At 70.8% G+C, this 24,761-nt stretch carries 27 protein-coding genes; 16 read left to right on the top strand and 11 right to left on the bottom strand.

Annotated features, from left to right (window positions below; genetic code table 11):
* Positions 1–8: 8 nt before the first annotated feature.
* From ABEA67_RS01385 to ftsZ, 7 genes are all read left to right on the top strand, one after another.
* Positions 9–755, top strand: coding sequence for an AIM24 family protein (locus tag ABEA67_RS01385; protein WP_345459745.1), 747 nt, complete (start codon positions 9–11; stop codon positions 753–755).
* Positions 756–850: 95 nt separating this feature from the next.
* A complete protein-coding gene (gene murG, locus ABEA67_RS01380) occupies positions 851–1,936 on the top strand; it encodes an undecaprenyldiphospho-muramoylpentapeptide beta-N-acetylglucosaminyltransferase (protein ID WP_345459742.1) in 1,086 nt (361 codons plus the stop codon).
* A gap of 36 nt (positions 1,937–1,972) precedes the next feature.
* Complete coding sequence (murC, locus tag ABEA67_RS01375; RefSeq protein ID WP_345459739.1) at positions 1,973–3,382, top strand: UDP-N-acetylmuramate--L-alanine ligase; 1,410 nt, start codon at positions 1,973–1,975, stop codon at positions 3,380–3,382.
* Positions 3,379–4,266 (top strand): UDP-N-acetylmuramate dehydrogenase, encoded by an 888-nt coding sequence (locus ABEA67_RS01370; protein WP_345459736.1) that lies wholly within the window; start codon positions 3,379–3,381, stop codon positions 4,264–4,266. Before murC ends, ABEA67_RS01370 begins: the two co-directional genes overlap by 4 nt.
* A 164-nt stretch (positions 4,267–4,430) precedes the next feature.
* Positions 4,431–5,183 carry a cell division protein FtsQ/DivIB gene (locus ABEA67_RS01365; protein ID WP_345459733.1) on the top strand — a complete coding sequence of 251 codons (753 nt, stop codon included), beginning with the start codon at positions 4,431–4,433 and terminating at the stop codon, positions 5,181–5,183.
* Positions 5,180–6,544, top strand: a complete 1,365-nt coding sequence (gene ftsA / locus ABEA67_RS01360) for a cell division protein FtsA (protein WP_345459730.1) — start codon at positions 5,180–5,182, stop codon at positions 6,542–6,544. Before ABEA67_RS01365 ends, ftsA begins: the two co-directional genes overlap by 4 nt.
* Positions 6,545–6,703: 159 nt before the next feature.
* On the top strand, positions 6,704–7,792 hold the full coding sequence (ftsZ, locus tag ABEA67_RS01355; RefSeq protein WP_345461764.1) for a cell division protein FtsZ: 1,089 nt from the start codon (positions 6,704–6,706) through the stop codon (positions 7,790–7,792).
* A gap of 50 nt (positions 7,793–7,842) precedes the next feature.
* On the opposite strand, the gene ABEA67_RS01350 is transcribed toward ftsZ, so the two are convergent.
* The 5 genes from ABEA67_RS01350 to ABEA67_RS01330 all read right to left on the bottom strand — a co-directional run bounded on the left by ABEA67_RS01350 (position 7,843) and on the right by ABEA67_RS01330 (position 11,594).
* Entirely contained in the window at positions 7,843–8,838 is a 996-nt protein-coding gene (locus ABEA67_RS01350) for an endonuclease/exonuclease/phosphatase family protein (protein ID WP_345459727.1), read from the bottom strand.
* Between the two features lie 9 nt (positions 8,839–8,847).
* Positions 8,848–9,858, bottom strand: coding sequence for a 6-phosphofructokinase (gene pfkA / locus ABEA67_RS01345; RefSeq protein ID WP_345459724.1), 1,011 nt, complete (start codon positions 9,856–9,858; stop codon positions 8,848–8,850).
* Between the two features lie 97 nt (positions 9,859–9,955).
* The gene (rsmI, locus tag ABEA67_RS01340; protein WP_345459721.1) at positions 9,956–10,798 is read right to left on the bottom strand and encodes a 16S rRNA (cytidine(1402)-2'-O)-methyltransferase; all 843 of its coding nucleotides are present in this window, start codon (positions 10,796–10,798) and stop codon (positions 9,956–9,958) included.
* Between the two features lie 84 nt (positions 10,799–10,882).
* Positions 10,883–11,116, bottom strand: coding sequence for a hypothetical protein (locus ABEA67_RS01335; protein ID WP_345459719.1), 234 nt, complete (start codon positions 11,114–11,116; stop codon positions 10,883–10,885).
* Positions 11,117–11,165: 49 nt separating this feature from the next.
* Positions 11,166–11,594 carry a hypothetical protein gene (locus ABEA67_RS01330; protein WP_345459716.1) on the bottom strand — a complete coding sequence of 143 codons (429 nt, stop codon included), beginning with the start codon at positions 11,592–11,594 and terminating at the stop codon, positions 11,166–11,168.
* A gap of 283 nt (positions 11,595–11,877) precedes the next feature.
* On the opposite strand from ABEA67_RS01330, the gene ABEA67_RS01325 reads away from it, so the two are divergent.
* Complete coding sequence (locus tag ABEA67_RS01325; protein WP_345459713.1) at positions 11,878–12,318, top strand: 23S rRNA (pseudouridine(1915)-N(3))-methyltransferase RlmH; 441 nt, start codon at positions 11,878–11,880, stop codon at positions 12,316–12,318.
* A 117-nt stretch (positions 12,319–12,435) separates the two neighbouring features.
* Here the strand turns inward: ABEA67_RS01325 and ABEA67_RS01320 are convergent, their stop codons facing one another.
* On the bottom strand, positions 12,436–12,858 hold the full coding sequence (locus ABEA67_RS01320) for a hypothetical protein (RefSeq protein ID WP_345459710.1): 423 nt from the start codon (positions 12,856–12,858) through the stop codon (positions 12,436–12,438).
* A 153-nt stretch (positions 12,859–13,011) separates the two neighbouring features.
* Positions 13,012–15,930 (bottom strand): insulinase family protein, encoded by a 2,919-nt coding sequence (locus tag ABEA67_RS01315; protein WP_345459707.1) that lies wholly within the window; start codon positions 15,928–15,930, stop codon positions 13,012–13,014.
* Positions 15,931–16,085: 155 nt separating this feature from the next.
* Here ABEA67_RS01315 and ABEA67_RS01310 point away from each other — a divergent pair, with 155 nt between their 5' ends.
* The 5 genes from ABEA67_RS01310 to ABEA67_RS01290 all read left to right on the top strand — a co-directional run bounded on the left by ABEA67_RS01310 (position 16,086) and on the right by ABEA67_RS01290 (position 19,351).
* Positions 16,086–17,048: an Ig domain-containing protein gene (locus ABEA67_RS01310; protein ID WP_345459704.1), complete on the top strand. Its 963-nt coding sequence runs from the start codon at positions 16,086–16,088 to the stop codon at positions 17,046–17,048.
* Positions 17,045–17,917, top strand: coding sequence for a hypothetical protein (locus ABEA67_RS01305; RefSeq protein WP_345459701.1), 873 nt, complete (start codon positions 17,045–17,047; stop codon positions 17,915–17,917). Before ABEA67_RS01310 ends, ABEA67_RS01305 begins: the two co-directional genes overlap by 4 nt.
* Positions 17,914–18,450: a hypothetical protein gene (locus ABEA67_RS01300; RefSeq protein WP_345459698.1), complete on the top strand. Its 537-nt coding sequence runs from the start codon at positions 17,914–17,916 to the stop codon at positions 18,448–18,450. Before ABEA67_RS01305 ends, ABEA67_RS01300 begins: the two co-directional genes overlap by 4 nt.
* Positions 18,451–18,581: 131 nt before the next feature.
* A complete protein-coding gene (locus tag ABEA67_RS01295) occupies positions 18,582–18,785 on the top strand; it encodes an RNA-binding S4 domain-containing protein (RefSeq protein ID WP_345459695.1) in 204 nt (67 codons plus the stop codon).
* Entirely contained in the window at positions 18,782–19,351 is a 570-nt protein-coding gene (locus ABEA67_RS01290; RefSeq protein WP_345459692.1) for a DUF1684 domain-containing protein, read from the top strand. Before ABEA67_RS01295 ends, ABEA67_RS01290 begins: the two co-directional genes overlap by 4 nt.
* 37 nt (positions 19,352–19,388) lie before the next feature.
* On the opposite strand, the gene lepB is transcribed toward ABEA67_RS01290, so the two are convergent.
* Positions 19,389–19,988: a signal peptidase I gene (gene lepB / locus ABEA67_RS01285; protein ID WP_345459690.1), complete on the bottom strand. Its 600-nt coding sequence runs from the start codon at positions 19,986–19,988 to the stop codon at positions 19,389–19,391.
* A gap of 224 nt (positions 19,989–20,212) precedes the next feature.
* Here lepB and ABEA67_RS01280 point away from each other — a divergent pair, with 224 nt between their 5' ends.
* Entirely contained in the window at positions 20,213–20,545 is a 333-nt protein-coding gene (locus tag ABEA67_RS01280) for an FKBP-type peptidyl-prolyl cis-trans isomerase (protein WP_345459688.1), read from the top strand.
* Positions 20,546–20,647: 102 nt separating this feature from the next.
* Here the strand turns inward: ABEA67_RS01280 and ABEA67_RS01275 are convergent, their stop codons facing one another.
* Positions 20,648–20,884: a hypothetical protein gene (locus tag ABEA67_RS01275; RefSeq protein WP_345459685.1), complete on the bottom strand. Its 237-nt coding sequence runs from the start codon at positions 20,882–20,884 to the stop codon at positions 20,648–20,650.
* A gap of 96 nt (positions 20,885–20,980) precedes the next feature.
* Here ABEA67_RS01275 and ABEA67_RS01270 point away from each other — a divergent pair, with 96 nt between their 5' ends.
* Both ABEA67_RS01270 and ABEA67_RS01265 read left to right on the top strand, forming a co-directional pair.
* On the top strand, positions 20,981–22,465 hold the full coding sequence (locus tag ABEA67_RS01270) for a glycoside hydrolase family 36 protein (RefSeq protein ID WP_345459682.1): 1,485 nt from the start codon (positions 20,981–20,983) through the stop codon (positions 22,463–22,465).
* A 287-nt stretch (positions 22,466–22,752) separates the two neighbouring features.
* The gene (locus tag ABEA67_RS01265; protein WP_345459679.1) at positions 22,753–23,712 is read left to right on the top strand and encodes a nucleoside hydrolase; all 960 of its coding nucleotides are present in this window, start codon (positions 22,753–22,755) and stop codon (positions 23,710–23,712) included.
* Between the two features lie 124 nt (positions 23,713–23,836).
* On the opposite strand, the gene ABEA67_RS01260 is transcribed toward ABEA67_RS01265, so the two are convergent.
* Positions 23,837–24,355 (bottom strand): P-loop nucleotide/nucleoside kinase family protein, encoded by a 519-nt coding sequence (locus ABEA67_RS01260; protein ID WP_345459677.1) that lies wholly within the window; start codon positions 24,353–24,355, stop codon positions 23,837–23,839.
* Positions 24,348–24,761 carry a M67 family metallopeptidase gene (locus ABEA67_RS01255; protein WP_345459674.1) on the bottom strand — a complete coding sequence of 138 codons (414 nt, stop codon included), beginning with the start codon at positions 24,759–24,761 and terminating at the stop codon, positions 24,348–24,350. The genes ABEA67_RS01260 and ABEA67_RS01255 overlap by 8 nt, the downstream gene beginning before the upstream one ends.

Genomic DNA, 24,761 nt, shown 5'->3' with positions numbered 1-24,761 from the left:
CAGGGAGCATGACGAACAGTGACGGCAGCTCCAGCCTCCGCGACTTTCTGGCCCAGACCGCCGAGCGCGACCAGCCCGGCGAGGTGTTCGAGCTGGAAAGCAGCAAGATGCTGGAGGTCAAGGTCCAGGGCCGCATCTGGAGCAAGCTGGGCGCGATGGTGGCCTACAAGGGCAACCTCTCCTTCAAGCGCGAGGGCACCCTGGAAGGCGGGCTGATGAAGGCCCTCAAGCGCGCGGTGAGCCAGGAGATGAGTCCGCTCGCCAAGATCGAGGGGCGCGGCGTGGCCTACCTGGCCGACCAGGGCAAGGAGGTGCAGATTCTGCGCCTGGCGGGCGACAGCCTGAATGTGAACGGCAACGACCTGCTCGCCTTCGAGGACAGCGTGAACTACGACATCACGATGCACCGCCGGGTGGCCGGGATGGCAGCGGGCGGCTTATTTAGCGTGCGGCTCCAGGGGAGCGGGCTGGTCGCCATCCTCAGCCACGGCAAGCCGCTGACGCTGCGCGTGACGCCGAACGAGCCGATTTTCACCGACCCCAACGCGACGGTCGCCTGGAGCGGCAACCTCCAGCCCCAGCTCCGCATGGACGCCAGCCTCCGCAGCATGTTCGGGCGCGGCGGCGGCGAGACGTACCAGATGGTCTTTCAGGGCGACGGCTTCGTGGTCGTGCAGCCCTACGAGGAGTTCGAGCAGGGCCTGGGGGGCGAGGGGCAAGGCGGGGGGCGGAGTCTGGGGGACCTGTTCGACTGAAGGGCGCGGGAAGCGGTGCGCGGTACGCGGTGAAGGCAGTGCCCGCGTACCGCCTCCTGCGTACCGCGTCCCCCTCTTCCCGCTACACTCCCCCGATGAGTCTGGTCGTGATGGCAACGGGAGGCACCGGGGGGCACATCTACCCGGCGGTCGCCACCGCACGGGAACTGATGGCGCGGGGGCATGACGCGGTGCTGCTGGGACAGCGGGGCGGCATGGAGGAACGGGTGGCCGCCGAACAGGGCCTCGCGTTTCACGGGGTGGACGCCGGGAAGCTTGCCCGCAGCGGGCAGGGCCGCCCCGACCCCCGCGAACTGCTGCGGGCCGTGCGCGGCGTGGCGGAGGCGCGGGCCTTTCTGAAGGAGGCCGGGCCGGGCGCGGTCGTGGGCTTCGGGGGCTTTGCCAGCCTGCCCGGCGTGCTGGCCGCGCAGAGCCTGGGCCTCCCCACCGTCCTGCACGAGCAGAACGCCCGCCTGGGCCTCACGCAGCGGCTGGCGGTGGGGCGGGCGCGGGCGGTGGGCACAGCGTACCCCACAGTTATCGGGCTGCCCGAGAACAAGGCGACGATGGTCGGGATGCCCGTCCGCGAGGAGCGTCTGCCGCGTACCGAGGCGCTGGCGCGGCTGGGCCTGCGGGAAGGCCCCCTCACCCTGCTGGTGATGGGCGGCTCGCAGGGGTCGCTCGCACTGAATAACGCCGTGCCCAACATTCTGCGCGAGGTGTTCGGGCCGCAGGGCCGCTCGCCGGAAGGCCCCGTACAGGTGCTGCATTCCACCGGGCCGCGCTGGCTGGACGAGGTGGCCCCGCGGGTGGCCGACCTGCCCTGGTACCGGCCCGTGGGCTACACGGATGCGGTGGCAGCATGGTCGGCCTCCGACCTGGCGATTACCCGCGCGGGGACGGGCACGCTGGCGGAGGCGGCCTTCCACGGCGTGCCGCTGGTGATGGTGCCGCTGCCCGAATCGGCGGAGAACCACCAGTACCACAACGCCCTCAGCGTGCAGGAGGCGGGGGCCGGGCGGGTGGCCGAGCAGAGCAGGCTGGCCGGGGAACTGGCCAGTGCGGTGCTAGAGTGTGCGGTGCCCGGCACGCGCGCGGCGATGCGGGAAGCCGCCCTGCGGCGCTCGCCCGCCGGTGCCGCGGGCCGTTTTGCCGACCTCGTGGAGCGGCAGTTGCGCTGAGCGCCCCGCTTCCAGGTGCCCCGGACCTTCATAACCATGACTGACTCTTCCCCCCGCTCCCCCGAACCGGCCTCCCGCCCCGACCCCCTCTCCCGACCCCACTATCACCTGATGGGCATCGGCGGCATCGGCGTGAGTGCCTTCGCGCGGCTGCTCGCGGCGCGGGGGGTGCAGGTGAGCGGCTGCGACGAGCAGCCCTCCGAACTCACCGAGCAACTCGTGCGCGAGGGCATCCCCGTGGCGACCGGCCACGACCCCGCCCACGTGCAGGGCGTGGACGTGCTGATTGCCTCCGAAGCGGTGCCCAAGGACCACCCGGAACTGGTGGCGGCGCGGGCGGCGGGAGTGGAGGTGCGGCCCCGCATGGCCCTGTTAGGCGAGCTGCTGCGGGCGTCCCCCTCGGTGGGCGTGGTGGGCACGCACGGCAAGACCACCACCACCTCCATGATCGCCGTGGCAATGCAGGGCGCGGGCCTGGACCCGGCCGCCTTCGTGGGTGGCATCGTGCCCGAGTTCGGCAGCAATGCCCGCCTGGGAGAGGGTCCCTTCGTGGCCGAGGTGGACGAGTCCGACCGGGGCTTCGCGGCCCTCGCATGCGAGACGGCCGTCTTCACGAACGCCGAGGACGACCACGTGGGCGGCAACCAGGCCACCTACTGGGAGACGGTGGAGGAACAGCACGCGGGCTTCGCGCGCTTCGTGGGGCAGGCCCGGCGGGTGCTGTACTGCGCCGACTGGCCGGGCCTGGCGGAGCTGAGCGCGGGGGCACGGGAACGCCTGAGCTACGGCCAGGCCGAGGGAGCCGACTACCGCGCCGCGGACCTGCGCCCCGACGCCGACGGCACCACCTTCACGGTCCTGCGCCGGGGCGAGCCGCTGGGCGAGGCGCGGGTCGGGCTGCCCGGCACCCACAACGTGCTGAACGCCCTCGCCGCGCTGGCCGTGACCGACCTGTACGGCGGGGACTTCGGGGCCGCCGCCGCCGCGCTGGCCGCCTTCCGGGGACCGGGCCGCCGCTGGCAGCGCATCGGGGAACTGAACGGGGCGCTGGTGGTCGACGACTACGCACACAACGCCACCAAGGTCGCGGCGGCGGTGCAGGCCGCGCGGCAGACCGGGCGGCGGGTGCGGGTGGTGTTCCAGCCCCACCGCTACCTCCGCACCCAGCAGTCCTGGCCCCGCCTGGCCGACGCCCTGATGGCCGCCGACGAGGTGCTGCTGCTGGACATAGCCGCCGCCTCCGAGACGCCGATTCCGGGCATTCACGCCACCCTGGTCAGCGACCGCATGAGTCAGGGCGGGCATACCGGCGTGCGCTACCTGCCCGACCGCGGCGAGGTCGTGCGCTACCTGCGCGAGACGGCGGGCGCGGGCGACATCATCGTGACGATGGGTGCGGGCGACGTGTGGAAGCTCTCGCGCGAACTGGCGGGGGTGGGCGCGTGACCACGCTGCCTGTCACCTCCAGCCGCACGGGCGCACGGGTCGAGCGCCTGCCGCTCGCGCGCTTCACCACGCTGGGCGTGGGCGGCGAGGCCGAGGTCTGGTTCGTGGGCAGCGCCGGGCAACTCGCGGAGGCGATGGAGCAGCCCTACCGCGTCCTGGGCGGCGGCAGCAACCTCGTGATTGCTGACGAGGGCGTGCCCGAGCGCGTCCTGCGCCTGACCGGCCCGCTGGCGGAAACCGACCTGACGCCCGACCCCGCCCTGAGCGACGGCGAAACGGTCGTGACCGGCTGGGTGGGCGGCGGTGTGCCCCTCCCCGGCCTGATTCGCAAACTCCAGAAGCTGGGGCTGTCCAATCTGGAGGGCACCGTCGGCATTCCCGCACAGGTGGGCGGAGCCGTGTGGATGAACGCGGGCACCCGCTACGGCGAGATGTTCGACGGCCTGCACACGCTGGAAATCGTGACGCCGGGGGGCACGCGGCAGGTCACGCCCTTTGACCTGGACTGGGGCTACCGCCGCAGCGGCATTCCGCGCGGCCACGTGGTGTCGCGCGTGCGCCTGAAGTTGCGCCGCGCCGCCCCGGAGGAAGTCCTGGCGAAGATGGACTTCGCCGACACCGCCCGCAAGGGCCAGCCCAAGATGAAGACACCCGGCTGCGCCTTCAAGAACCCCGGCGGCGTCTCGGCGGGGCGGCTCATCGACGAGGCGGGCCTCAAGAGCACCCGCGTCGGCAACGCGATGATCGCCCCCGAACATGCCAACTTCATCGTGAACCTGGGGGGCGCGAGCAGCCGCGACGTTCACGCCCTGCTCTCCCTGATCCGGGAGCGCGTGGGCGTACCGCTGGAGCTGGAATACGAACTGTGGCCCGAACAGGGCTGAAGGGGAAGCTCTCAGCGGTCAGCTTTCAGCCGCCAGCAAAACGGCTGCCGGACGCTGGGAAAAGGCGTCCCGCACGTCTTCGTCTTGGGCAACAGCCCCAGCCTCTTTGCACCAAGCTGACCGCTGATAGCTGACGGCCGACCGCTCATGGCAGGATAGGCCCCATGACCGACCCTTCACCGCGCGCCAGGAACCGCAGAATCACTGTGGTCGCCGACGTGCCGGACCCCGTGACCACCGACCCAGCGCCGCCCCCCCCGCCCGAGGAACCCGCCGAGTCTGCACCGCCGCCGCGCCGCAGGGTGAACTGGGGCCGCGTGTGGTGGGGCCTGGGGGCCGTGCTGGTGGCCGGGCTGCTGGCGGCGAGCTGGTTCGCGCTGCCCATCCGCACCGTCAAGGTCGAGGGCAACGGGCGGCTCTCGGAGGCGCAGGTGCGGCAACTCGCGGGCCTGACCCCGGGTTTCGCGTGGCCGTACTACGGGGCGTGGCGGGCGCAGAAGCTCGCGCGCAGTCCCTGGATTCGTTCCGCAGTGGTCACGCGGCGCTTTCCGGACACGGTGGAGGTCCGGGTGACCGAGCGCGTCCCCTTCGCGCGCTGGCAGCGGCCCGACGGCCGCGTCGTGACGCTGGCCGAGGACGGCCGGGTGCTGCCGGGGGCGGCCGGGGTGGGGGCGTTGCCGCTGCTGAGCGGCTGGGGACCGGGCCGGGTGAAAGACGCGCTGTTCGTCGCCCGCGCCTTACAGCGTTACAATGTTCAGTCGGTCGCTTACACGCCTTCGGGCATCACGGCCCACACTGCCAGCGGCACGGTCTGGAGTGGCGACCTCAACAATCTGCTGAAGTATGCTGGGGCCGTCGTGCAATATCCCAGCAAAGAAATCCACATCTACCCCTGGGGGGTGAGCGTCCAGGAATGAAGGACAACCCGATTATCGTGGGGCTGGATATCGGCACCACCAAGATCACCACCGTCATCGGCGAGGTCGCGCCGAATGGCACCGTCGACATCATCGGTGAGGGCAGCGTGCCCAGCGAGGGCATGAAACGCGGTGCCGTCGTGAATCTGGAACGCGCCACCCAGGCCATCCGGCAGTCGGTGCAGAACGCCGAGCGCGTGAGTGGCGTGCGGGTGCAGACCGTCTTCGTGTCGGTCGCGGGCAACCACGCCAAGGCCATCACCAGCCACGGCCTCGCCGCCATCCGCCGCAATCAGGAAATCACCCAGGCCGACGTGGACCGCGCCATCGAGAACGCGCGGGCCGTGCCGCTGGACCCCAATCTGGAAATCATCCACACGCTGCCGCAGGAATACGTCGTCGACGGCCAGGAGGGCATCAAGAACCCGGTCGGGATGCACGGCGTCCGGCTGGAGGTGGACGTGCATATCGTGGCCGGGACCGCCGGGCCGCTGCTGAACCTGCGCCGCTGCGTGCAGGAGGCGGGGCTGAAGGTCGAGGGCTTCGTACTTCAGGCGCTGGCCTCGGGTCTCGCCACGCTGGAGGCCGCCGAGCAGGCACAGACGGTCATCGTGATCGATATGGGGGGCGGCACCACCGACGTGGGCGTGTTCAAGCGCGGCAACCTCGCGCACTCGGCCGTCATTCCCATCGGCGGCGAGCACGTGACCAACGACCTCGCGCAGATTCTCAAGATTCCGCACGAGGAGGCCGAGAATGTCAAGCACCGCTACGGGGCCGCCGTTCCCGAGCTGGCCGACCCCGACCTCACGCTGGAGATCACCAGCGCGAACGGGGCCACGCACGCCATCAGCGCCTTTGAACTCTCGCGCATCATCAAACCGCGCCTCGCGGAGATTTTCGGCATGATCCGCGACGAGATCGATCAGGCCCTCGGCCCGGTGGAACTGGTCGCGCAGGGCGTGGTCCTGACCGGCGGCGCGAGCCTGCTGCGCGGCACGCCCGAACTGGCCCGCGACCGCTTCCGCCTGCCGGTACGCCTGGGCCGCCCGCGCGGGATCGGCGGCCTGACCGACATCGTGAGTGGCCCCGCGCACTCGACCGGCGTCGGCTTGGTGCTGTACGGCATCGGGCAGGACGGCAAGGTGCCCCTCTCGGTCTTCCGCGACGAACCCGAACTGGCCCCCGCACCTGCGCCCGCCCCGGCCCCGACCAGCGGCAAGGGCAGCGGCCCGCAGGCGGCGGTGCAGCCGGAGGTCACGGTTGTGACGCCCGCTCCCGCCCCGGCTCCCGAACCCCAGAAAAAGGACAAGGGCAGCTTCATGGAGCGCATGAAGGGCATCTTCAAGGACTGGTTGTAAGCCTCCTTCCCCTGCCGGATGACTTCTGGCAGGTTCTGGGTCTTCAAGTTCTGGGTCTTCAGGTTCTGGATGTTCGGGTTTTGGGCGTTACGCTACGTTAAACTACAGCGCATGACAGTGGTCGCCCCCAGAGGCGGGCCGCTGCCCTAAGGAGACATGATGCAAGCGGCCAGAATTCGCGTGATTGGCTTGGGTGGGGCGGGGAACAATGCCGTGAACCGCATGATCGAATCGGGACTCGAGGGCGTCGAATTCGTCGCCGGGAACACCGACGCGCAGGTGCTCGCCAAGAGCCACGCCGAGGTCCGGATCCAGCTCGGCGACCGCCTGACACGCGGCCTGGGAGCCGGGGCCGACCCCGAGGTGGGCGAGAAGGCTGCCCTGGAGGACCGCGAGCGCATCAAGGAATACCTCGACGGCACCGACATGCTGTTTATCACGGCCGGGATGGGCGGCGGCACCGGCACGGGCAGCGCGCCGGTCGTGGCCGAGATCGCCCGCGAGATGGGCATCCTGACGGTCGCCATCGTGACCCGGCCCTTCAAGTTCGAGGGACCCAAGCGCCAGCGCGTGGCCGAAGAGGGCATCGCCAAGCTGACCGAGCGCGTGGACGGCATGATCGTGGTGAACAACGAGAAGTTGCTCACAGCGGTGGACAAGAAGGTCAGCTTCCGCGAGGCCTTTCTGATCGCCGACCGCGTGCTGTACTACGGCGTCAAGGGCATCAGCGACGTGATCAACGTGGAAGGCATGATCAACCTCGACTTCGCGGACGTGCGCAACATGCTCTCCAACTCGGGTACGGTGCTGATGGGCATCGGCGCGGGCCGCGGCGAGAAGGTGGCCGAGGAAGCCGCCATGAGCGCCATCCACTCCCCGCTGCTGGAGCGCGGCATCGAGGGTGCCCGCCGCATCCTGATCAACGTGACGGGCAGCTTCGACCTTTCCATGACCGACGCCAACGAGATCGTGGAAAAGATCCGCGAGGCCACCGGCTTCGAGGACCCCGACATCCTCTTCGGCATCACGCCCGACGAGGCCGCCGGGGACGAGGTGCGCGTCACTGTCATCGCCACCGGCTTCAACGAGGGGACCTTCCCCACCGGCCTGGGGCTGGGCAAGGCGGGCAGCCGCGGCACCAGCATCGACACCATCGTGCGGCCGGTGCGCGGCCAGTCGGGCGGCAGCAGCTACGACCCCAAGGACTACGACATTCCTGCCTTCCTGCGGAACGTCGGGCGGGACTGAGTGAGGGGTTAGGGGAAAGGGGGCCGGGGCGGATGCTCGCGGCCCCCTTCCTATCGAGGGGTCAGCCGCACCTCGGCCAGCAGTGCCCGGTGGTCACTCAGCACGTCGGGGAGGGTGGAGGTCTGGACGGCAGCGGCCCCCCGCGCCCACACGTAGTCAATCCGCGAGTGGCCGAAGCGGGCGTGGTGGGTGAAGCCGGGGCCGCTGCCTGCCGCCCGGAAGGTGTCGGTCAGGCCCAGCGCCTCCAGCCGCGTGTGCAGTTCGCCGCGCGGCGGGGCGTTCAGGTCCCCCGCGAGGATGACCGGGCCGGGGGCCTCCCGCAGCACGCCTGCCATGACACCCACGAAGTCCCGCCGCACGGCGAGGCGGCGGCTCATGCGCGCTGCTAGGGAACGGCGGAGGCGGATGTCACTCGCGCTGGGCAGCAGGGCCAGCGTGGGCAGGTGCGTATTGACGACCGTGACGGCCTGATCCCCGACCCGCACGCGCGTCAGCAGGACGGCGTGGGGCGAGCGCGGAAAGGTCACGGCCCGCGAGGTCAGCACGGGCAGGCGCGAGAGCGTGAGCAGCTCGTCGTGGCGGGTGAGGCTCCAGCCGGGGAAGGCCGCCCGCACCCGCGCCTCGTAGACTACCCGCCGGTCCCGGCCCAGGGCCTCCTGAAGGGTGAGCAGGTCCACTCCCTCGCGCCGGGCCAGGGCGGCCAGCCGCTGCGGATCGGCGCTGGCAAAGTCGGCGTTCAGCGTGAGGACGCGCAGGGGGACGCCGCTCGCCTCCGTTCCTACATGTGGGAGCACGAAGCCCACCTGCCCGGCCGTGAACGCCAGCACCATGGCCACGTTGAGCGCGGCCCAGGCCCACCTCCGCTTCCTCCAGGCGGCCCAGGCCAGCCCCAGCGGCACCGGCAGCAGAAGTTGCGGGGGCAGGCTGTCCAGCCCTGCCACCCACCACCACGTCTCCGAGCGGGCGCGGGTCAGCAGACCCCAGCCGAGGGCCAGCAGGGCGAACGCCAGCGAGAGGGCGGGGAGGCGGCGCGACTGGCCCGTCACGGCGACCGGCTACACACTCAGCGTCTTGGCACAGCGGTACAGGTCGCGGCTCACGTCCTTGCGTTTCTCCCAAGTCTCATGGAGGGGCGTGTAGCCGACCTCGCCGTTCACGCGCCCGACCATCACGTCACTGCGCCCGTCCATCAGGGCGTAGACGGCGGCCTCGCCCAGCCGGCTCGCCAGCACGCGGTCGCTGCTGACGGGCGAGCCGCCGCGCTGGATGTGGCCCAGGATGCTGACGCGGGTTTCCAGGCCGGTGCCCGCCTCGATGGCCTGACTGACCCCCAGTGCCCCGCCCGGATACCCCTCCGCGACGATGATGATGGAACTGGCCTTGCCCTTCGCCACGCTGCCCTGCACGATCTGCACCACGTCGTCCACCGGCTTGGGGTCTTCCGGGATAAAGACCTCCTCGGCCCCGCCCGCCACGGCGACCTCCAGCGCGATGTGCCCGGCGTGGCGGCCCATCACCTCGATCACGAAGATGCGCTCGTGAGAAGCCCCGGTGTCGCGCAGCTTGTCCACCGCGTCCAGGGCCGTCTCCACGGCGGTGAAATAGCCGATGGTGTGGTCGGTGCCGTACAGGTCGTTGTCGATGGTGCCGGGAATCCCGATGACGGGGATGCCGTGTTCGGCCTGAAGGAAGTGTGCGCCGTGAAAGCTGCCGTCCCCGCCGATCACGATCAGGCCGTCCACCCCCCAGTCGCGCAGGTGCTGTGCGCCGCGGGCGCGGCCCTCGAGGGTGCGCCAGGTATGAGAGCGGGCGGTCAGCAGGAGGGTGCCGCCGCGCTGGATGGTGTTCGCCACATCGCGGGGGCCGATCAGGCGCATGTCGCCCCGGTGCAGGCCGGAAAAGCCCCGGCGCACGCCCACCACCTCCAGCCCGGCGTGCGTGGCGGTGCGGACGACGGCGCGAATGGCCGCGTTCATGCCGGGCGCGTCGCCACCGCTGGTCAGGACGGCCAGGCGCTGAATGCCGGCGGGGTTGGGGTGGTCGGTCAGGTGGGGCAGGTCGGTCACGGGGAACTCCTCGAAGAACGTCTCGAAAAGGGCGCGGCGAAGGTCAGACGGACCCCGAAAGGTGGCCGGGGCAACCCCAGAACAGATGGGGGCCGTCTCAGGCGTCCTGCGTGACCTGGAGGGCCAGCGCATAAGCGTCATTCTTACGCAAACCCTGCGCCATCAGCAATTCCCGGATTTCCCGCGCGCCCCGGCCCTCCTCTGCCCAGGCCCGCGCAAGGGCGGCGTGGTCGGGCGCCTCCTCGCCGGGAACAGCCTCCCCCACCGGGCGGCCCGAGACGACCACCACGATCTCGCCGCGCACACCTTCCGCGAACCGGGCGGCGAGGTCGGACAGGGTGCCGCGCGCCGTTTCCTCAAACTTCTTAGAGAGTTCGCGGGTGACGCTGGCCGGGCGCGTCTCGCCGCAGGCCCCCGAGAGGTCGGACAGCGTGGCCCCCAGGCGGTGCGGACTCTCGTACAGCACGGTGGTCTCGGGGCGGGCGGCGATAGCGGCGAGGCGTTCCTTGCGCTCGCGGCCCGACCGAGGCAGGAAGCCCTCGAAGGTGAAGCGGGCATTCGGCAGGCCCGACAGCACCAGGGCCGGAACAAAGGCCGTCGCGCCCGGCAGCACCTCCACGGGAATCTCGGCGGCCACCGCCGCCCGCACCAGCTCCGCGCCGGGGTCGCTGATGCCGGGCGTGCCCGCGTCGCTGACGTAGGCGAGGCGGGGATATTCCTCCAGCACCTGCGGCGCGCGGTGCATGGTGTGGGCGTCCAGCCGCACCAGGGGTCTGCCGATGCCCAGATGCGCCAGCAGCGCACCCGTCCGCCGGGTGTCCTCGCAGGCCACGGCGTCCGCCCCACGCAGCACCTCCACCGCCCGCAAGGTGATGTCCCCCAGGTTGCCCACCGGGGTCGGCACCAGCCAGACGTGGGGGGAAGAAGGCTGGCCGGTCATGGGGGGCCTCCATGACCGGCCAGCAACCTGCGGCCAGCGGCCAGCCGGAAAAGCTGACTGCTGGTTGCTGGCCGCTGGCCGCTCCTAATCATTCCCCCCATCGCCCACGCCGCCCAGTGCGGGCACGGCCTCCGCGACCAGGCCCGGCGTGGGCTTGAGGCGGATGCGGACCTTGCGGGGGCGGTTCAGGGCGCTGGTGATGCGTGCGCGCAACAGTTCCGCCTCGCCGACCGTCACGGTCACGACCGTGCCCTCGGGGAGCCGCGCCCCGATCAGCACGACCACGCCATCTTCCACGATGCCCTTGTAGGCCCTCATATGTCCCCCACTCTATGCCCGCCCGCCCCGGGGCGTCCCCACCCGCGGCTCACGCCTGTTCCCCCTGTGCCCGGCGCTGCCGCCGCTCGGCGCTGGAAAGGGCCTCACGCAGCGAGACAATCTCGCTCTCGCGCGCCCCGCCCAGCCGGGCGTAGCGGTCGATGACCTCCGACGCCTCGCGCCGCCGGTCCAGCCGCAGCAGGAGCGTGCCGAGGTGTTCGCCGCCCACGAAATACGCGCGGGGGTTTTCCGGGTCGGCCAGCACCTGCGCCCGCGCCGCGTCCAGGCGGGCCAGCGTATCGCGGTGGCGGTTGACCTGCCAGCGCACCAGATAGGTCGCCAGCGCGAAGATCAGCAGCGCCCCCAGCACCGAGGCCGTGTAGACCTCCGGCACGCCGAGTTGCAGCCCCAGCCGCACCGTCAACGGAAAGCAAAAGGCCAGCACCACCAGCACCGCCAGCGTCGCCGCGTAGTTCACCGTAGCCCCGGCAGGAAGGCGAGCATGGGGGACAGTTTAGCGTGCGGTGAGTGGGCAATGGGCAGGGGTTAGAGCATTGGTTGTAAAGATGGCTGCTTTTTTGACCCTCTCCCCTTGCGGGACTCGTAGAGCTGCGGAGCAGAGAGGGCCTTGCGAAGCAAGGGGAGAGGGGTTCTTTTGATGACAAATGCTCTAGGGGTGAGGGGTGAGTGGGAAAGACTCCCAGTCCACTGCCCACTCACCCCTTCCCACTCCCGGCTTCCCGCACCCTATCCTCCTCCCCATGCGCCTGCACCTGATCACCGTCGGCGAACCCAAGCTCGCCTATGCCCGCGCCGGCTGGGACGAGTACGAGAAGCGGCTGCGGCGGTATCACAAACTTCAGGTGACGCGGGTGGGCGGCAAAACGCAGGCGCAGGAATCCGAAGCGATTGCAAAATCGGCGGGCCGCACGCCCCTCATCCTGCTCGACCCGCGCGGGGGGCAGTTCAGCAGCGAGGGCCTGAGTGCCTACCTGGACGCACAGGCGCTGGGGGGAGTGGGCGAACTCGCCTTCGCCATCGGCGGGCCGGAGGGACATACCGAGACCCTGCGCGCGGGGGCGCACCGGCTCTGGAGCCTGGGCCAGCTCACCCTGCCGCACGACCTCGCCATGATCGTGCTGCTGGAGGCGCTGTACCGGGCGGCGACGATCAGCGCGGGGGAGCCGTATCACCGGGGGTGAGGGGCTGTGGGTTGTCGGTTGTGGGGTGTGGGAAAAGACAAGGTGGGAGACGCTTTTCACGCCGCCCACCCCGCTTTTTTTCTCCTACAACCTACAGCCCACACCCCACAACCCTCCTCAGAACCTCACCACCACCCCCGCCCGGTACACGTTCTGCCGCCCGAAGTTGCCCTCGGCAAAGGCGTCGAAGGGACCGGGCAGCCCGAAGCGTGCGCCCAGCGTGGTGTGCAGGGACGTGGTGCCGGAGTTGAGGGGCACCGTCACGCCTACCCCCGCGTAGGGCCGCAGCAGGAGCAGGTTCACGCTCAGCAGGGCGTCCGCGCCCACCTGGAGGCCGCCCTGGCCCAGCAGCGCGGTATCCAGCGTGCCGCGCAACTCGGTCTGCACCGGGCCGAAGCCCGCCACCCGCCCGTAAGCCCCCGCGTGCAGGCCCAGGTTCCCGCTTCCCCCCGTCACTCCGGCCTGCACGCCGAACCGCTCCGCCCCCGCCGCGCTGCCCAGCAGGGCCGCCAGCACCATCACCTTCCCCAGTCGCTTCATGCTCAGAGTGTGGGCAAGGGTCATGCGAGGAGGATGTGAAGGGGGGTTGTGGGGTGTGGGTTGTGGGCAGTGGGAAAAGAGGGGGTGGGAGACGCAGATTCCGTCTCCCACCCCGCTTTTTCTCCTACAATCTACAGCCCATAGCCCACAACCCTAGATCGTCTCCACCTCGAACCGCAGCCCCAGCGCCTCCGTCTCGGCGTTCGGGTCACGACCCGCAACGAGGGCGTATCCGGCGTGGTCCTGGGTCAGCCAGGCGTCCGTGACGCGCTTGAGGTCGTCCAAGCTGACCTTCAGCAAGCGGGCCTTGTAGGCCTCCTGCACCTCGGGGGTGTAGCCGGCCTGGTCGCCGTAGAAGCGCAGGCGGCCCGCTGTGTCGGGGCTGGTGAGGGGGTCGAGGGTCTTGCTGGCCCCCAGGATAGCCTCGGTCAGTTCGCGCTCCCCGAGTTCGGTGTCGAGGAACTGCCGCGCCGCGCGGAAGACCTCGTAGGTGCGGGTGATGTGTGGGTCGCGGTAGGAGCTGAGGCTGAAGACGCCGCCGCGGGCATCGAAGGCCGCGCCGCCGCCATACGCACCGCCCTTCTCGCGGATTTCCTTGAGGAGGTACTCGCTGCGCAGCAGCCGCGAGAGCACCAGCAGCGCCGGGCTGTCGGGGTGCGTGTAGGGCACGGTGCGGAAGGCGACCGCATTGAAGGCGACCGGCGAATCGGTGAGCCGCGCCCGCGGGCCGCCCGCCAGCGTGCCGGGGTGGGGATGGCCGACCGGCGCTTCCCCGGTGAATTCGCGCGTGACCGGCGTGAGGTCGAGGTTCAGGTCGTCCTCGGTGGCGGTGAGGCACAGCAGGGGCTTGCCCTGCAAGAGCAGGTCGCGGACGCGGTTCAGGCGCTCCAGCAGGGCGTCCAGCCCGCCACCCTCCACGATTTGCTTGAGGTTCTCCAGGGCGGTGAGGCCGCTGAAGTGTTCCTCGATATTTCCGGCGGGGCTGACCTGGGCGGCGGCGAGGCGCTCGGCGTAGGCGTTCCCGGCGTTCACCACGCTGGCCTTGAGGCCCGCCAGGCGCTGCTTGAGCAGTTGCTCCAGCCGCTCGCGGGTGAACTCGGGCGCGGCGATGATGTCGCGCAGCACCTCCACCAGCGCACCCCCGTTGCGGGCCAGCGCCTTGCCGCTGAAGGTGAGGGACAGGCGCAGGGTGTCGAGGTCGTCGGGCTTGCCGCCCACGCCCACGCTCGCGCTCACGCCGCCCGTCACGGCCTCGATGCGGCGGGCCAGGGCGAGGTAATCCTGCCCGGCCGCGCCGCTGCGAGTCACCGCATAGGCGTACAGCGGCAGCGTGTCCAGCAGGTCGGCGGGAAGCTCGGGCAGCCGCACCTGCACGTCCAGGTACGTCAGGCCGCCGGTGGGCTGGGGCACGCGGCCGATCAGCGCGCGGCCCGCCTCCTCGGTGGTGTAGGGCACGCGGGGCACGGTGGGCGGCACGTCGGCCAGGGTCAGGGTAGGCAGCACGTCGGGGCTGCTCTCCTGGCCCTGGAGCGACTGGAGTTGCAGGCTCTCGCGGACGATGCGGGCGCGGTCCTCGTCGGTGAAGCCCTCGCTCAGGCGCTGCACCAGTTCGCGCTCGGCCTGCTCGGTGCGGGCGGCGAGGTCGGGGTCGGGGGCCAGCACCAGCGTGACGCGGTGGGGGTTGTCCAGCAAGTCACGCTGAAGCATCGGCTCGAAGACCCGCCCGGCCTTGAGGTCGGCGCGCAGGCGATCCAGTTCGGCGTCCAGGCGCAGGCCCGTCACCGGGTCGCCGCCGTAGAGCCACGGCCCCAGCAGGCGGAACATCACTTGCAGGCCGTAGGGATAGCCGCTGTTGGACACCTCGCGCTGCCCGATCTCGAACTGGTGCAGGCTGCTCTCGATCAGCTCGGGGTCGATGCCGTCACGCACGATGGCGGCCAGGGTGTCCAGCACCAGGCTCTGCACCTCGGCGGCCTTCCCGGCGCTCAGGCCCTTGAGGCCCACCGCGAAGGCCCCCTCACGGAAGTTGTCTCGGTAGCCGGAGAGGTCGGCCAGCGCGCTCCCGATGCCCGACTCGATCAGCGGGCGGGTGAGGGGCGCGGCGGGGTTGCCCAGCAGCACGTCGCTCAGCACGCTCCAGCGCAGGTTCCCGTCGGGGTCGGTGGTGTGGCCCAGCTTCCAGGCCACGCTGACCTGTCCGCCGCGCTCCACGTCGCTGCCGGGGTAGGTCACGTCCACCCGGCGCGGCTGGGCGAAGTCGGGCTGGTCGGGGATGCTCACGTCCAGCGTCTGCGGGCTGAACTTGCTCATCACGTGCGTCTCGATTTCGTCCAGCACGCGGGGCAGGTCGAGCCGCCCGTAGGTGTAGAAAAAGGCGTTGCTGGGGTGATAGTGCGCGGCATGGAAGGCCCGCAGCCCCTCGTAGGTGAGGTTGGGGATGTCCTCGGGCGAGCCGCCGGAGTTGTTGGCGTAGGTGAGGTCGGGGTACAGCGCCTTGCCGAACGCGCGCCACATCACCGCGCCGGCTGAGGCCATGCCGCCCTTCATCTCGTTGTAGACGACGCCCTGGAGCTTCAGGGGCGTACTGGGGTCGTCGGGCGTCTCGAACTCGAAGCGGTGGCCGTCCTGGCGGAAGCTCTCGTAGCGCAGCAGCGGAAAGAAGGCAGCGTCGAGGTACACGCCCAGCAGGTTGTAGAAGTCCTTTTCATTCCGGGTGGAAAAGGGGTAGGTGGTCCAGTCGCTCGCCGTCATCGCGTTCATGAAGGTGTTCAGCGAGCGCGGGATCATGGCGAAGAAGGGGTCGGCCACCGGGTACTTCTGGCTGCCCATCAGCACGACGTGTTCGAGGATGTGCGCCACGCCGGTGCTGTCCTGCGGCACGGTCGGAAAGGTCACGCCGAAGGCGAGGTTGTCGTCGTCGCGGCTCACGTGGGCATGGCGCGCGCCGAGGTCGTGGCGCAGCAGCACCAGCGTGCCCTGCATCTCCGGCAGGGCCTCCACACGTTCGACGGTGTAGCGGCCCAGCCGGTCACCAGCGGCGGGCAGCGCGGGAAGGCGTTCGGTGGTGGTCATGGGGGGAAGTCTAACGCGGGGAGGTTCCGGGCTTTGAGCGATGAGCTATGAACGGGCACCCGCGAGCTTCTGCTTCTGGCGTCAGCCATCTTTTTCATAGCTCATGGCTCATCGCTCCCCCCTCTCCCTCATGAGAGGCCGCTAGACTGCTGGGCATGCGACAAGCCTTCCCCGGAGGGGCACTGCTGGCTGGCCTGGCGCTGCTCGTCTCGTGCGGCAGCACCCCCACCACCGCGAACGGGACGACCAGTGCCCGTGACGCCCTGTACTTCACGACCACCAATCTGCCGGTCGGGTATCTCTCCGAGAACTACGACGCGCCCGTGACGGTGGCGGGCGGCACGGGGCCGTATGGCGTGCGGCTCGCGGCGGGCAGCCTGCCCCCCGGCCTGAGCCTGCGCAACCTGCACCTCGTGGGCACGCCCACCAAGACGGGCACCTACACCTTCACGCTGGAAGCCTCCGACGCCAACCTCAGCAGCAAGGTCCAGCCGTACACGCTGAACGTGAACGAACTGCCGCCGCTGGCCCTGAAGCCGCAACTGCCGGGCGGCGAGATTCGCGGCGAGACGCGCATTCCGCTGAACATCGTCGCGCCCCGGACCGTGCGGGCGGCGCGCGTGACCTGGGACCTGCCCGAGGGCGTGAGCGTCACGCGGGTGCAGCCGGCCGACGCGGGCGGCGTGCTGTTCTGGAAGCAGGCGGGGCGCACCCTGACGGTGGACCTGGGCTTCAAGGCCGTGCCGCGCTCGGGGACGCGCGTGGCCCTGGTCAGCCTCAAGCCGCAGAAGGTCGTGACCCTCGACACCGCCCGCTTTGCCTACGAGGCCCGCGACGGCGAGGGCAAGATGCTCGCGGAAGTCAAGCTGCCCGAACCCCCCGCACCGCCCGCCCCGGCCAAAGCAGCTCCGGCCCCCACGACCCCCGCCACGACAGCCCCGGCCAGCCCCACCCCGGCGGGGACCCCGGCGACGCCTGCGGCCGCGCCCACCACCCCCGGAACCACGCCGGGGACGCCTACCACGCCCCCGGCTGACCCGGCGAATCCGGGCACCCCGGCCCCCACGCCCCCGGTGACGCCGACGCCCACCCCACCTGCCCCCGGAGGCGGGTCGTGAGGCGGGCGCTCGCGATTCTGGCCGCGCTGGCTCTGAGTACCGCGCCGCTGTCGGCCCACGCGACCACTGCCCCGACGCTCACGCTGACGCAGCAGGCGCAGAAGGCCGACGTGATCGTGCGCGCCAAAATCGGGACGCCCAGCAACGTGAAGGAGGGCGAGGTGACGTGGCTGGTCTATCCCCTGACGGTCACCGAAACCGTGGCCGGGGACGCGGCCAGCTTGCCGCAGCAGGCCGGACAGCCGGTGCTGTATGTGCTGCCCGGTCTGGAGGGCCTGCCCGATCTGCGCGCCGGACAGGAAGCCTTTCTGCTGCTCTACAGCAAGCGGCTCGACAGCCCCATTGTGGGCTTCAACCAGGGCCTCTACCCCATCGAGAACGGGAAGGTCGTGCGGCCCGGCGGGGCAGCCACCACGACTGCTGCCGCGGATATCACGACCACTTCGGCCGCGCCCACGGGTATATCGCCCGGCACGGCCACGACTCCACCCACTCCCGGCACCGCAACGGCCACAGCGACCACTCCGGCTTCCCCGGTCGTGACCTCGCCGCCCCTGACGGCTCCCGCCTCTGGCCCAGCCGCCCCGGCGGGCACGACCAGTCCGGCCACCACCCCGGCGTCCCCCGGCGTGACCACACCACCGCTGCTGCCTTCCACATCCACCTCCCCGACCCCGGCCACACCTGGGGCGACCGGCACTCCCACTTCAGCCAGCACCCCCAGCAACTCCAGCCCGGCCAGCACCCCCGGAACCGGCAGTGCGGCGAATCCGGCCGCCTCCCCGGCCACAGCCCCCGCCACCGACGACCCCCTCAGCGACCCGGCGAAGTTCCGTGACGCCCTGCGCGCCGCGCGGGGGGCGAAATGAAGCGCCTGTCGTGGGGGGCACTGCTGGCCCTCGCGCTGCTGGGGGGCGCGCAGGCGGCGACCGTCAAGCTGCGGCCCCAGGGTCCGGAACTCACCCGGCTGGTGCAGCAGGCGCTGGCGGCCATCAGCACCAAGGAGACGCCCGTCACGCTGGACACCAGCAGCGGCCCCCTTCTGACGCTGGGGGGCAGCGGGGCCACCGCCGTGCCCTTCAGCCCGGACGTGGTGGCCCGGACCCTGAGCGCGGGGAGCGAGCGCCGCATCGAGTTCAACCCGCAGGGGCCGGTGCCGCTGGCGCAGGCCGTGCGCGACGCCCTCGCCCAGGAACTCGGCCTGAAGGACTGGACCCCGACCGCCGCCCGCTTGCGCCTCAGCGGGGCCGACCTGAACGGCGACGGCAAAATCGACCTGACCGACCTCGCCCTGCTGATGAACAACTACGGCAAGAGCGGCGTGACCGTGGGCGACCTCAACCAGGACCGCAAGGTGGACGACGCCGACCTGCGGCTGTTCAGCACGCAGTACCGGCCGTAGGGGCCTGGCGGCCCGGTCAAACCGTCTAAAAGTCTGACCATCTAACCGCCTGGGAAGCCAAAGCGGTTGGACGGTCAGACGGTTTGACCTTCAGACTGCGCCGCAGGCGCGCCAGGCGCTACCCTGCCCCCATGACAAGCGACGAACGCGACACCATCGACCTGCAAGACTTCCTGAAGCTGCGCGGGCTGGTCGAGACGGGCGGGGAGGCAAAGTTCCGGGTGCAGGGCGGCGAGGTCCGGCTGAACGGCGTGGTCGAGACGCGGCGGCGCAAGAAGCTGCGGCGGGGCGACGTGGTGGAGTACGCGGGCGAGCGCGTGCGGGTGGACTGGTGAGCGGCTCGGGGGGCCAGGCGGCCGGGTACGCGGAGGCCATCACCGACTTCCGGCGGCGCAAGGACGAGCATTTCAGGGCCGGACATGGGCCACTCCCGGCCAGTGCGCTGGAGGGCTTCCGGGGCCTGAGCTACTACCCGCCCGACCCGGCCTGGACCTTCACGGTGCCGGTGGAGCGGGTAGGCGGCGCGGAGGTCACGCTGAGCACGAACACCGGCGAGGAGCGCCCGATGGCCCGCTTCGGGACGGTCCGGGTGGACCTGCCGGACGGCCCGCAGACCCTCACCCTCTACGCCCCCCCCGGCGACGAGGCCCCGGCGCGCGTGTTCGTGCCCTTTCGTGACGCGACGAGCGGCCCGGAAACCTACGGGGCGGGCCGCTATCTGGACGCGCCGCTGACGCAGACGCCAGGTGGCCTGGAAGCCCACCTCGACTTCAACCTCGCCTACCATCCCTACTGCGCTTACGGCGAGGGCTGGACCTGCCCGCTACCCCCCCGCGAGAACTGGCTCACGCCGCCGGTGCGGGCAGGCGAGCGGCTGCCGGAGGAACGCCCGGAGCCGTAAGCCTGGGGCTGCCAACGGCACAAGGCCAGAAGCTCCCTCAGCGACCGACCAGACCCGGATTCGGCCACAGGCGCAGGTTGGCCGGGCCAGCGGCGTCCCGCAGGTCCACCGGGCCGTAGGTGCGCGAGTCCAGGCTCTCGCCCACCAGGCGGTTGTCGCCCTGCACCCAGACCTTGCCGGGGGGCACGCGCTGGGGCGGCTGGTCGCTCAGCACGCCGTCATTCACGTAACTCTCGGCCAGGGGTCGCCCGTCCACCACCACGCGACCGTCCTCGATGGCGACCGTCTCGCCGGGCAGGGCCAGCACACGCTTGACGTTGTAGGGACGGTGGCGCACGCCGTAGAGAGTCTCGTAGCTGTAGGGGCTGTCTGCCGGGGCCTTGAAAATCAGCAGGTCGCCGCGGCGCGGGTAGGGCGTGGGCAGGCCCCAGGCGCGCAGCCAGCGCGGGTATTTCAGCAGCAGCAGCAGGTCGCCACTCTGGAGGGTGGGATTCATGCTGTTGCCGTCCACCCGCGCGAAGGTCGCCACGAAGGTGGTCAGCAGCCACACCGGCAGCAGGGCACCCAGCACCCACACCCGCCAGAACGCACGGAACCCGCCGGGGTCACGGGCTGGCGGGGCGGGCGCATGGGTCATATGAACTCCGGTTGAACAGTGACAAAACTGTTCAACCCGAGCAGAGCGAGCAGGAAAGAAACGGTCGCCGGGAAAGGAGTTATCGAATCGGCGCTTTCCCGATTTGATAACGGATTGGACGGCAACCACCTCACGCGGGGCATGGTAGCAGCCCGGCCCGCCCACCTTCACCCACGCTTCAGACTCAGGGGGAAGAGCGCGGGGCAGCGAGTAGGCTGGGCCGCATGACGGCTCAGGAACTGAAGGTCGACAAGTATCACGAGGGGAGCGGCACGCCCGCCCAGGCGGGCAAGATGGTGCGCGTCCACTACACCGGCACGCTGGAGAACGGGCAGAAGTTCGACTCCAGCCGCGACCGCGGCGAACCCATCGAGTTTCCGCTGGGCGTCGGGTACGTCATCCCCGGCTGGGACCAGGGAATTGCGGGGCTGCGCGTGGGCGACAAGGCCCGCCTGACCATCCCCGGCCACCTCGCCTACGGGGCGGCGGGGGTGCCCGGCGTGATTCCGCCGAACGCCACCCTCATCTTCGACGTGGAACTGATGGACGTGCGCTGACGCCCTGGGCCTGAAGTCCCGCACAAAAAGCCAGAAAGCAGCGCCCCGCCCGGAGTCCGGAGCGGGGCGCTGCTAGAGCAGCCACCCTCAGCCGTTCTGCCCTCAGCTGTTCTGGCCGCTGCCGTCCTCGTCGTCGACGATGTCGTCCCCGGTCTGGTAGTTGCCCTGATCGTCGAGCATGCTCCCGCCCTCCAGCGTCACGTTGGGGTTGCCGGGGCTGTCCTGCACGACGCTGCTCTGTTGCGGGGTGGGAAAGGTCGACTCGGTGGCACTCTCGGAGTCGGTGGCGCGCTGGGGCAGGGCCACGTCGGTCTGTTCGTCATCACGGCGTCCGGTCATGGCAGGAGGGTAGGCGTGGCGGCGGCGGGGCACATGTGCCGGGCGTGAAGCGGCATTCACGGCCCCCCGCCCCACGCCGCTGTGCCACGCTGGGCCATGCCCGAATGGACCCTTCCCAGCTCCCCCACCGACCTGCGCGTGCTGGTGAGCGGCTACCAGTCGTGGAGCGAGGCGGAACTGCGGCCCCTGCTCGACCGCCAGTCGGTGCCGCTGATGCCCTGGCGCTGGCAGCAGGGACACGACCCGGCCTTTCTGCCCAGCGGCGAGGCGGGGGTGTGGCGCAGCCATACGCTGCTGGCCCTGATTCGCCCGGACGGGGGCGGCTGGGTGGGCTGCGCACTGGATGCCGCCTCCACCTTCACGCACTGGGAGGCCCGCGCGGACGGGAACGGCGTGCGCGTGACCTGCACCCTAGAGGGACCGCCCGTGGAGGTCGCCTGGGAGGAGACACCGGACGTCATCGGGGCGGTGGAACGCCTGAGCGCCGACCTGGGCCGCCGCATGAACGCCCGCACGCCCGCACCGCTGCGGGTCTGGTGCTCCTGGTACTCGTATTACCGGAACGTGACGCTGGACGCCGTGCTGGACAACGCCCGGCTGGCCCGCGAGCTGGACCTCCCCTTCGACGTGTTTCAGCTCGACGACGGCTTCCAGGCCGACCTGGGCGACTGGCTGGAGCCGCGCCTCTCCTTCGGCGGCCACGTGCAGGATCTCCCCGCGCGGCTGGCGGAGCTGGGCTTCACGCCGGGGCTGTGGCTGGCCCCCTTTCTGGCCGCCCCCACCTCGCGCCTCTTCCGGGACCACCCGGACTGGATGCTGCGCGGCGAGGACGGCTCCCCTCTCCCCGTCGGCCACAACTGGGGCGGGCCGTACTTCACGCTGGATACGACCCGCCCGGAGGTGCTGGACTGGCTGCGTGACCTGGCGCGGACCGTGCGGGGCTGGGGCTTCCCGTACCTCAAGCTGGATTTCCTGTACGGGGCGGCGCTGCCGGGGGTGCGCCATGACCCCAGCGTGGGGCGGGCGCAGGCATATCGCAATGGGCTGACGGCGCTGCGGGAAGGAGCGGGCGAGGACGCCTTCCTGCTGGGCTGCGGCGCACCGCTGGCCGCCAGCATCGGTCTGGTGGACGCCATGCGGACCGGGCCGGACGTCGCGCCCCTGTGGGACGACGAATCCCGCCGCCTCTGGCTGGGCGACGCGAGCGGGCCGAGCACGCGCAACGCGGTCCACACCAGCCTCGCGCGCTGGTATCAGCACGCCTGGTATCAGCCCGACCCCGACGTGATGATCGCCCGCCGCGAACTCAGCCTGCTGGGGCACACCGAGCGCCATACCCTGCTGGGCCTGCTGGACACGGTGGGCGGCCTGCGCGCGAGCAGCGACCCGATCGAACTGCTGGACGGGCCAGGACTGGAGCTGCTGCGGGCCAGCCTGCGCCTCAGCACGCCCGAACGCCCCCGGACCCTCACCCAGAGTTTCGGCGGCACGGTCACGCACTTCACGCGCGGCACCTTCAACCTGCTGGATGTGCCCGCGGGTGGCATCCCGCCCCACGGCTACCGCGAGCGGGAAGCCTAGGGCGGGGCGCAGAAAGGTTGCCGCCTTTTGGCAACCTTTCCGAGCGAAGCGAGTTACGCAAAAAGGGCGGCGCGCAGTGGAGTGGACGCCTGAGACGGGATTAAAATGAGTCCTTGGCATCCAGGAAGCGTGCAAGCTGCCCGGTCGCCCCCTCTCCCCAGCCCTCTGCTGCGCAGCTCTACGAGTCACCCGCAGGGGGAGAGGGGGCAGGCAAGCTATCTTGATATCAGCGAATCAACTTTATCCCGTATGAGACATGCGGCAACGCAACGGAGCGCCGCCCTAGAATGCCCGCCATGACCCCCGCTCCCCTCCCCGTGATTCTGGACGGCGACCCCGGCCTCGACGACGCCATCGCCTGGCTGCTCGCGCTCGCCAGCCCGGAGGAGGTGCAGGTGCTGGGCGTCACGACCGTGCATGGCAACGTGGGCTTACAGCTCACCACGCACAACGCCGGGGTGACGCTGGCGCTGGCGGGTGAGGCGGGGGCAGAGGTACCCGTCTTTGCCGGAGCCGACCGCCCCCTCGTCCGCGTGCCCCTGACAGCACCGGAGGTTCACGGCGACAGCGGCCTGCCCGCCTCCGACCTGCCCGAACCGGAGCGCGCCCCGGAGGCGGAACACGGGGTGAATTTCATCATCCGCACGGTGCGCGAGCGGCCCGGCGAGGTGACGCTGGTGGCGACCGGGCCGCTCACGAACGTGGCGCTGGCCTTCCGCCTGGCCCCCGATCTGCCGGGCCTGCTGCGCGAGGTCGTGTGGATGGGCGGCGGCACCGCGCAGGGCAACCGCACCCCTGCGGCCGAGTTCAACGCGCTGGCCGACCCGCACGCAGCGAGGGTCGTGCTGGAGGCGGGGGCCAGGGTACGGATGTTCGGCCTGAACGTGACCATGCAGGCCATCGCCACGCCCGAGCGGGTGGAGAGGTTGCGGACGCTGGGCAACCGCGCGGGAACCGTCAGTGCCGAACTGCTCACCTTCTACGCGGGCTTCTACCGCCAGCGCTACGGCCTCCCGGGCGGGGCACTCCACGACCCCGCCGCCGTCGCCGCCGTCCTGCGCCCTGACCTCTTTCAGATGCAGCCCATGAACGTGCAGGTGGAAACGCAGGAGGGCCTGAACTTCGGGCGGACGGTGTGCGACCTGTACGGCGTGACGGACCAGCCCGCGAACGTGCAGGTGGGGATGCGGGTGGATGACGCGGCCTTCTTCGAGCTGCTGCTGGAACGGCTGGGGCGGTTGCCCTGAGCGGAGAGTCCGACAGCGGGGCGGGCTTCGGGCCAAGAGCTGACCGATTGCTGGCTGAGGGCAGCCTGGCGGCGGGCACCCCTCTCCCCTTGCGGGAGAAAAAGCCGTGCACATCGCACTTTTCTTACATGGGAGGGCTACCCGCATCACCCATCTCAAGGGAGAAGCGTGGAGACGGGATCGGGACCGCTTCCTCCTCCGCCCCCAGCGGCTCGAAGCGGGCGCGAAACAGCTCAAAGGTCGCGTCCGCGATATAGAGCGTCCCTACCTGCTCGTTTCGTTCCCGCACCCGCCGCCGCGCCTCCTCCTCCGGCAGCGTCAGGGCGTAGAGGGTGAGGGGCACCCCCAGCGCCGCCGCCTTCGCCCGCAGCGCGTCCCGGCTCTCCCGCGTCCAGAAGCCGTGGTCCAGAATCACGGGCACGCCGAGTTCCAGGGCGCGGGTCCACTGCGCCTCCATGACCGCCATCACGCGGGCGTGGTAGACCGGGAACAGCTCGGCGGGTGGGTCCTGGCCATACAGGGCGACCATCCACTCGTCGCTGGTCAGGCGCAGGCCCGGCACCTCACGCTCCAGCCGCCGCGCGAAGGTGGTCTTGCCACTGCCGATAAAGCCGTGCAGGGCGTGAATGCGCGCCTCAGGCATGGGGGCCTTCCAGCCGGAGCGGCACCGGCGTTCCCTCGGGCAGGCGGTAGGCCCGCAGCATGCGGGTGCGCAGGTCGGCAATCACGTAGGGCACCGGGTACGCGGCCAGCCGGGCATCGGTGGGGCTGGGCCAGGCCGGGCCGCGCGGGTGGCTGTGGTACAGGCCCACCAGGGTGAGGCCGCCCGCCTCCATCGCCCGCAGCGCGCGCAGCAGGTGGCCGGGGTCGGCCAGGTAGGTGCGCTCGGGGTCGGGGGACAGGTTGGCGAGGGGGTACAGGGCGACGGCTTCGGCCGCTTCCCCGCCGGCCGGGTGCCCGCCCAGCGCCCCCACACACTCGCGGGGAGCTTCACGTTCGGCATGTGCCCACAGGGCAGTCACCAGCACGGAGGGCAGGAACAGGGCCAC

The sequence above is a fragment of the Deinococcus carri genome (genome assembly GCF_039545055.1).
In the GTDB taxonomy this organism is placed as follows: Bacteria; Deinococcota; Deinococci; order Deinococcales; family Deinococcaceae; genus Deinococcus; species Deinococcus carri.
The sequence above is the reverse complement of the archived record's forward strand: the minus strand, read 5'-3'. Positions and strand labels throughout refer to the sequence as shown.

Coding starts and splice junctions, on each gene's coding strand:
- ABEA67_RS01265 (WP_345459679.1), top strand. CDS start 22,753: ATGCCCGCCATGACCCCCGCTCCCCTCCCCGTGATTCTGGACGGCGAC.
- murC (WP_345459739.1), top strand. CDS start 1,973: ATGACTGACTCTTCCCCCCGCTCCCCCGAACCGGCCTCCCGCCCCGAC.
- ABEA67_RS01280 (WP_345459688.1), top strand. CDS start 20,213: ATGACGGCTCAGGAACTGAAGGTCGACAAGTATCACGAGGGGAGCGGC.
- ABEA67_RS01300 (WP_345459698.1), top strand. CDS start 17,914: ATGAAGCGCCTGTCGTGGGGGGCACTGCTGGCCCTCGCGCTGCTGGGG.
- ABEA67_RS01335 (WP_345459719.1), bottom strand. CDS start 11,116: ATGAGGGCCTACAAGGGCATCGTGGAAGATGGCGTGGTCGTGCTGATC.
- ABEA67_RS01275 (WP_345459685.1), bottom strand. CDS start 20,884: ATGACCGGACGCCGTGATGACGAACAGACCGACGTGGCCCTGCCCCAG.
- ftsA (WP_345459730.1), top strand. CDS start 5,180: ATGAAGGACAACCCGATTATCGTGGGGCTGGATATCGGCACCACCAAG.
- ABEA67_RS01270 (WP_345459682.1), top strand. CDS start 20,981: ATGCCCGAATGGACCCTTCCCAGCTCCCCCACCGACCTGCGCGTGCTG.
- ABEA67_RS01365 (WP_345459733.1), top strand. CDS start 4,431: ATGACCGACCCTTCACCGCGCGCCAGGAACCGCAGAATCACTGTGGTC.
- ABEA67_RS01315 (WP_345459707.1), bottom strand. CDS start 15,930: ATGACCACCACCGAACGCCTTCCCGCGCTGCCCGCCGCTGGTGACCGG.
- murG (WP_345459742.1), top strand. CDS start 851: ATGAGTCTGGTCGTGATGGCAACGGGAGGCACCGGGGGGCACATCTAC.
- ftsZ (WP_345461764.1), top strand. CDS start 6,704: ATGCAAGCGGCCAGAATTCGCGTGATTGGCTTGGGTGGGGCGGGGAAC.
- rsmI (WP_345459721.1), bottom strand. CDS start 10,798: ATGACCGGCCAGCCTTCTTCCCCCCACGTCTGGCTGGTGCCGACCCCG.
- lepB (WP_345459690.1), bottom strand. CDS start 19,988: ATGACCCATGCGCCCGCCCCGCCAGCCCGTGACCCCGGCGGGTTCCGT.
- ABEA67_RS01385 (WP_345459745.1), top strand. CDS start 9: ATGACGAACAGTGACGGCAGCTCCAGCCTCCGCGACTTTCTGGCCCAG.
- ABEA67_RS01325 (WP_345459713.1), top strand. CDS start 11,878: ATGCGCCTGCACCTGATCACCGTCGGCGAACCCAAGCTCGCCTATGCC.
- ABEA67_RS01310 (WP_345459704.1), top strand. CDS start 16,086: ATGCGACAAGCCTTCCCCGGAGGGGCACTGCTGGCTGGCCTGGCGCTG.
- ABEA67_RS01295 (WP_345459695.1), top strand. CDS start 18,582: ATGACAAGCGACGAACGCGACACCATCGACCTGCAAGACTTCCTGAAG.
- ABEA67_RS01260 (WP_345459677.1), bottom strand. CDS start 24,355: ATGCCTGAGGCGCGCATTCACGCCCTGCACGGCTTTATCGGCAGTGGC.
- ABEA67_RS01320 (WP_345459710.1), bottom strand. CDS start 12,858: ATGAAGCGACTGGGGAAGGTGATGGTGCTGGCGGCCCTGCTGGGCAGC.